This is a genomic window from Nostoc sp. KVJ20, assembly GCF_001712795.1.
Lineage (GTDB): Bacteria > Cyanobacteriota > Cyanobacteriia > Cyanobacteriales > Nostocaceae > Nostoc.
In genome coordinates, this window is sequence record NZ_KV757638.1 from 84529 (window position 1) to 91107 (window position 6579).

At 41.7% G+C, this 6579-nt stretch carries 3 protein-coding genes and 1 pseudogene; 1 reads left to right on the plus strand and 3 read right to left on the minus strand.

The window, feature by feature from the left end; all coding sequences use genetic code 11:
* Positions 1-133 precede the first annotated feature (133 nt).
* From A4S05_RS20695 to A4S05_RS20705, 3 genes are all read right to left on the minus strand, one after another.
* A complete protein-coding gene (locus tag A4S05_RS20695; protein WP_069071680.1) occupies positions 134-1267 on the minus strand; it encodes a S1 RNA-binding domain-containing protein in 1134 nt (377 codons plus the stop codon).
* Between the two features lie 382 nt (positions 1268-1649).
* Positions 1650-1934 carry a hypothetical protein gene (locus A4S05_RS20700; protein ID WP_069071681.1) on the minus strand — a complete coding sequence of 95 codons (285 nt, stop codon included), beginning with the start codon at positions 1932-1934 and terminating at the stop codon, positions 1650-1652.
* A 45-nt stretch (positions 1935-1979) separates the two neighbouring features.
* Complete coding sequence (locus A4S05_RS20705) at positions 1980-3863, minus strand: ArsA family ATPase (RefSeq protein WP_069071682.1); 1884 nt, start codon at positions 3861-3863, stop codon at positions 1980-1982.
* Between the two features lie 405 nt (positions 3864-4268).
* On the opposite strand from A4S05_RS20705, the pseudogene A4S05_RS20710 reads away from it, so the two are divergent.
* Positions 4269-6579 (plus strand): annotated as a pseudogene (locus A4S05_RS20710) (hypothetical protein); the annotation flags it as partial.

Sequence of the window (6579 nt, forward strand, 5' to 3'; positions counted from 1 at the left end):
GAAGATGGCGATCGTACTAAAAGAAAGCAAGGGTAAGAAACAACAAAATTTGTCCACTGTAAATGTACTAATGATAAAGGTAACAGACAGCTAATGCTGTGTATCTCTATTGCGAGGTCGGGGCTTTCAAGCACTACTCCCTTTCCAACTTTAATACGACGTTTTGATAATACCTAGCCGCCATTTCTTCTGCTTTTTCATAGACAACTAATGGGTCTTTTAGCATATCACCTGGTTCAAGCTCTAAATCGCTAGTTGAAAGTGAGACTCGCCCTTTTTCAACATCAATGCTGATAATGATTGCTCTAACCCACTCACCTACTTGAAAAACTTGCTCTGGATGGTCAACAGTTTGTTGAGAAATTGCAGTGATATGTATTAGCGCATAATATCCCCCAATATTAACGAAGACACCATGCGAGTTAATTTTATGGATAGTTCCATCTACAAGTTGACCAAGCTTTAGTGTTTTTAATCTTGCTTTTGCTGAAGCACTATGATTATAAGGTGTTCGTCTTTCTATGGAGTTTTCACGCAGTCCATATTTTTTGTTTAACTCAATTCTTCGCCTGGAATACCAACTTGCATCAAATTCACCTAAAGCAATATCAATTGGTAAATTTTTATATAAGCTGACAAGTGCGTAGGCTTCTGTGATTTGACTGTTAGCTGTTAAATCGGTAATCCATAACATTACATCATGTAGAATAACTAGCCATTGTTGTAAGGGCGTTAATTGGTTCCATACAGTTTCACGTCCGGTTTCACTAACCCTGCCACGTCCGCCCCAGTACATTGCTAAACGTGTTTGCCAATTTTGACCTTCTATATTAGATGGTTTGAGCAAAGCTCCCCAATTTATATTGCTCAAATCATCAATGTATGACCATTGTGATGGTTGATACTCATCTTGAAGAAATTTGATGACTCCATCATAAAATGCCTTAATCAATTTATCAGGCTCAATAGTAATTTTGAGGCGTGTTGTAGTGTCATGACTGCACATCCACGGGTCAATTTTCAATTCCACAACTGCATTACTCAAGGACTCAGCTATCAGCTCTACTCCATAACCTTCCTCATCGATGATCATTTTTGCGGGTAGTTGGCAGTCTCGAATTTGCCCCAGCCAGATGTACAGTTCTTGATAAGGATTAAATGTAGATGATGTCCAAATTTGGGTGCAAACATGAGCAGCTTCTATGCGGAGCAAAATCCATCCTCTGAGAATACGTTCGTTTGAGAATTGCGTAAGGGTCACTCTCATTTATTCAAAGCGATATACCGCGCTCGCTCACAAACAAAACCAATTTAGCATCACCGAAACCATACACAAGTTAGTCAGTATTATTTCCAACATTTGGTTTTCTGCTCCCCTAGCCATTACCGCGCAATCAAGGTGCGAAATATTGGCTAATTACGTCGTGAACTGCAAGAGGCAAACGAGGCATACGCGCGATCGCTTGAGCGTTAATCCGGGCTAAATGTTTTACACTAAAAGCTTTTACCCCAATGTCGGTTAACCTTTAAAACACAACATCCAATAACATGATCGCAATTTTCTCCCCCAACTACCCCAACCCCCCAGCCTGCTCTTGCTCGACCGCGCAAGGAAGTTGCGAAGAATAGGCAAGCTGAAATCTTAGTACTTAGTATTCCAATGTTAGGGTGTTGAATTTTGGTGTATTGTTTTCTAAGTCAGTATTTGCTTGCTGATGGGTCATGTTCTCTTCAGGAATTGTTTGACTATTTAAAATAGCAAGACGCTGCTGAATCTGATGTCGGCGTGCTTCGAGTTTCTCTAGTTCCTCCTCTAAACGCTCCTTCTCTAACATCATTTTGTAAGCATTTAAGTAAACTGTTGCTTGCGAACGTTGAGGAGGCATGGTGCTAAGTTTGGCTTGAATTTGTCCACGTTTTGGAGTGCGGTGCATAATAAATTTCTCTTTGGGTATGAAAGTATTTAGTTTAATTAGCTGTTAAAATAAACAGCCTGCTGCTGCTTGGATGCGTTCTAAAGGCTGAACTGAGCGAGGAAGCACTGGTAAGCGAACCATTGTTAAACCTGGAAAATCGCAATTAATGGTTGCTGTAGAAGTAAAGCGGTTTAGAACAAGGTAATTCTGGCTCACACCTATTTCTTGCAGAGATTTGAACAAGCGTTGTTGTTCGGCAAGTACACTAGTCTGGTTAAGCGTAACCCCAATGAACTCTGCTTGCTGTGGGTCTTTTAGCACTTTTTGGGCTTTGACTACGCGCTGTCGCAAAGTTCGTAAACGCCCCATAAATTCTGTACGACCAAGAACATTCTGATACTTAATCCAGAGTTTGAAAATCCAAGCTAGCCAGTCTGCTAGTGCATTTGGCATTTCTAGAAAACGTAGAAGATGACCTGTAGGAGCAGTGTCTAAAATAATCAAGTCTTCTTCTTGTTGCTCTAGCAATTCCATTACTGTTAACAGAGAAAGCATTTCATCAATCCCTGGTAAAGCTTGACCGACAATTTTGCGCCAAGCAGCAGGAGCATAAGCCATTTCAATAGTTTCGCTTGTTTGGGTTTCGCCACTCATCATTTCGGCCAGTTCCCATAGGTAATCAGCTCTGAATTGATCGACAATGCGATCGCTATCCACTTCCTGACCTCGAAGATTGGCAGTTATTTGATATGGTTCGTGTCCAAAACTCAGACCAAAGGCATCACCCAAGGAGTGAGCAGGATCGATGGAAACCATGCGAATTTTGCGATCGGGATGTTGTTGAGCCATAGCCCAACCAATTGCAGCTGCTACTGTGGTCTTGCCTACTCCACCTTTACCGCCAATTAGTAACAGGCGGCGACCTTGGGTGAGAAAATCTCCAAAGCTAGGAGGAATTGTTTCAGGCCATTGAACTGGGAGTAGATCGAAAAGAGATAGCGGTTCAAGCTGAGGAACATGGATTTGGTCGATCAGATGGCTGAGGGCTAGAATCCCTAAAGGCTCCTCATCTTGCTGTGGCACAATAAAAATCGGCTTTTCGTTAGCAAGATCCGTATACTGACTGATAAGCGGTTGTTGTTCTTGGTAACGATCGCGGTCAGTCGCACTGGCAAGGACTTGGTTGACAAACAACCCTCCGCAAGGAACCTGCATGGTTTGTAAGGCTTCTAGGAATCGTTTTGACTCCAACCAACTCATTGGTTCGGCGATCGCAACTAACAAACAAGCTGTATGCTTAGGATCTTGAAGCAGACGACGACCTTGCGATAGTTCAGCTTTCAGGGTGTGCAAAAAATCGTCAGCGCGATCGGGTGTGTAACTCCCAGCAAAGGTCTTGCTAATATACCGATGCTTTTCTTGAAACAGTTCCAGAGAGTCGAGGAAAGTATCTAAAAAGTCCATCAATCCAAACAAGTTGAGAGTATGACCGCTAGGAGCCATATCTACTACTACTCGATCTACCCGCTGCTCGTTGAAAAGCCGTTGGATCTCTAACAAGCCCATCAACTCGTCCAGTCCAGGCCAATTTAAATCCCAAACTGGAAGTAAGTCTTCTCCTTCAACAAAACTACCGCGCTCGACTAACAGTTCTAAAACCTGACCATAACGTTCTTTAAAGTCTTGTAGCAGAAGCTTTGCATCCAACGCCCTTACTAGTAGATTGGGTAATTCCGCTATGGGACGAGGAATGTCATCAACGCTAACTTGTAAGACATCTCCAAGAGAGTGAGCCGGATCGGTTGAGATTAAAAGAATTTGCTCATTGGCAAATTTCTGCGCCCAACGACATGCAAAGGTGCAGGAGATTGTCGTTTTTCCGACTCCACCTTTGCCGCTAAACATAGCAAGGTGTAGGTTATCAAAAAGTTCCATCCCGTTTGTCATTTCCGGCGTTTTAGGATAAACTTACTACATTTTTTTCAAAGTTACTTAAGTAATTTTGCTGAATAAACCTATTTAAAACCTTAATCTTTCACGGATAGGATTTACAAAACTTCTATACTATGGGCTACCGTGTACACATAAGTTGGAAATAATTGACAAATCCGGGTTTTACCCCACCCTAACCCTCCCCTTGTAAAGGGGAGGGAACTAGATTTTCCGGTTTCCCCCCAATACATCGGGGGGATTAAGGGGGGTAATTCGACTTGTGATCCTATAGGGCGGTGACAGGGAAAGCTTCACAAGAGAATGTGTAATTAATTTTGTTGAGTTACTTACAAAGATTAGCCGAGGAACTATAACTGAGGTAAAGATTTAGCCAGAGATGTCCAAAGGTAAGGAGATAAGATGGTTAACAGTTCTAAAGGCGATATAAATATTGGGTGTAATGTCCAATATATTTCTGAATACGACTTTTTTTCTGACAGTAATTTTGAGGACATTCATTATCGTCCACTCAAAATAGACTCTCCCTACTTAGGATTAAAAACTTTTGAAATTAAAGATAAAGACAAATTTTTTGGTCGAGAGAAGTGGATTGCTAATCTGGGCGATCGCTTAAACCAAGATAATTTTCTCTTGCTTTTAGGAGCATCAAAAACTGGGAAATCATCATTGATTCGAGCAGGCTTAATTCCTTATTTAGGCTCTCATAAAAATTCGTTAATTAATATAAGTTTTCACCCAGATGAAAATCCTTTTAAATCTCTTTGTCAGTGTCTTACTTATAGTTATGGCAAAAAAACGCAAATAGCGGATATTTCTAGAGAAATAAGAGAAAATACCCTAATTAAAATTGTCACATTCCTCAAACAAGATTATCAGTGCATTCTGATTTTTATTGACCAATTTGAAGAACTGTTTACGAAAACTCAAAAACCGGAACGCGATAAATTTGTTGCTAGTCTCTTTCAACTGTTCCAGCAGCAGGATAGCTCTGTCAAAATTGTTTTAACAATGCGGTCTGATTTTTTGGATAAATTTAGTGAGTATCCCCAACTTGCGAAGATTCACGATCGCTATAGTCGTATACTCACTAGAATGAGCGATGGAGAATTAAAGTTAGCGATCGCTGAACCTGCTGCTAGACATGGCGTCACCTTTGAACAAGGATTAGTTGAGCAAATTATTCATGATTTTCACCAACAAAATGATTATTTACCACTTTTGGCATACACCTTAGATGTGCTGTGGGAAAGAGAAGATATTGCAAACGGGGTTTTGAAGATAAAGACTTATCAAGAACTAAAAGAACAAACGTTTGGTTATTTAGACGAACAAGCTAATCAATTTATTAATCCTAGTATTGGATGGCACGATCGCCATTTAAGAGAAAAGGAACAAGAGATTCAAAAGTTACACCTTGCACTGACTGAATTAAAACTGCGCGAACAATCAGCCAGGGTTTTGAATTTACTTCCTGTCCAACCGCTAGAGGGTTTGGTGCTGGCAATTCAAACAATGGGTGAGAATCTAGAAAAATACCCAAACCAGCTTCTAGCTCCTGTTTTGGGAAGCTTAAAGGAAGCAATGAACACACCCACAGAGGCAAATAGCTTGCGCGGACACGAGCAAGAGGTTAATTGTCTAGCCTTTAGTCCTGATGGCAAGTTTATTGCCAGTGGCAGTAGCGATTCTACGGTGTGCTTGTGGAATATCATTGGTAATCCTACTGCTCAATTTTTGTTGGGGCACGAGCAAGAGGTTAATTGTCTAGCCTTTAACCCTGATGGCAAGTTTATTGTTAGTGGCAGTATTGACGGAATTTTGTGTTTATGGGATCTACAAGGTAATCTCATTAATCAACCGTGGCAGGGACATGAGGAAGGAGTTATTTCTGTCGCCTTTAGCCCAAATAGCGATTCTATTGTCAGTGTTGGTTTTGACGGAACAGTGTGTTTGTGGGATTTACAAGGTAACGCCATTACTCAACCTTGGCGCGGACATAAGGAAGGAGTTATTTCCGTCTCTTTTAGTACAAATAGCGATTCTATTGTCAGTGTTGGTTTTGACGGAACGGTGTGTTTGTGGGATTTACAAGGTAACACCATTACTCAACCCTGGCACAAACATGAGGCAAAAATTATTTGCGTCGCCTTTAGCCCCGATCGCAAGTTTATTGTCAGTGGTGGTAGTGATTCGACAGTGCGGTTGTGGGACATCCAAGGTAATCCCATCGGTCAACCTTGGCATGGACATGAAGGACATGTAAATTCTGTAGCGTTTAGCCCTGATGGCAAGTTTATTATTAGTGGTGGCTGCGATCGCACAATACGCTTATGGAATATCAATGGCAACCCCATCACTCAACCTTGGCGGGGACATGAAGGAGAGGTCAATTCCCTAGCCTTTAGCCCCGATGGCAAGCTGATTATTAGTGGTGGCGATCGCACTGTGCGTTTGTGGGAGCTAGATCAAATACTACAAGATCGGGTCATCGGGCGATCGCAGCGCAAATATGAGAATTGGGTCAATTCTGTCGCCTTTAGCCCTGATGGTCAGTGGATTATCAGTGCTAGCAATGATTTGACAATCCGTTTGTGGGATATTCACGGCAACCCCATTGGTCAACCTTGGCACGGACATGAAAAAGAAGTCAATTCTGTCGCCTTTAGCCCTGATGGTCAGTTGATTGTCAGTGCCAGCAATGATTCGACAG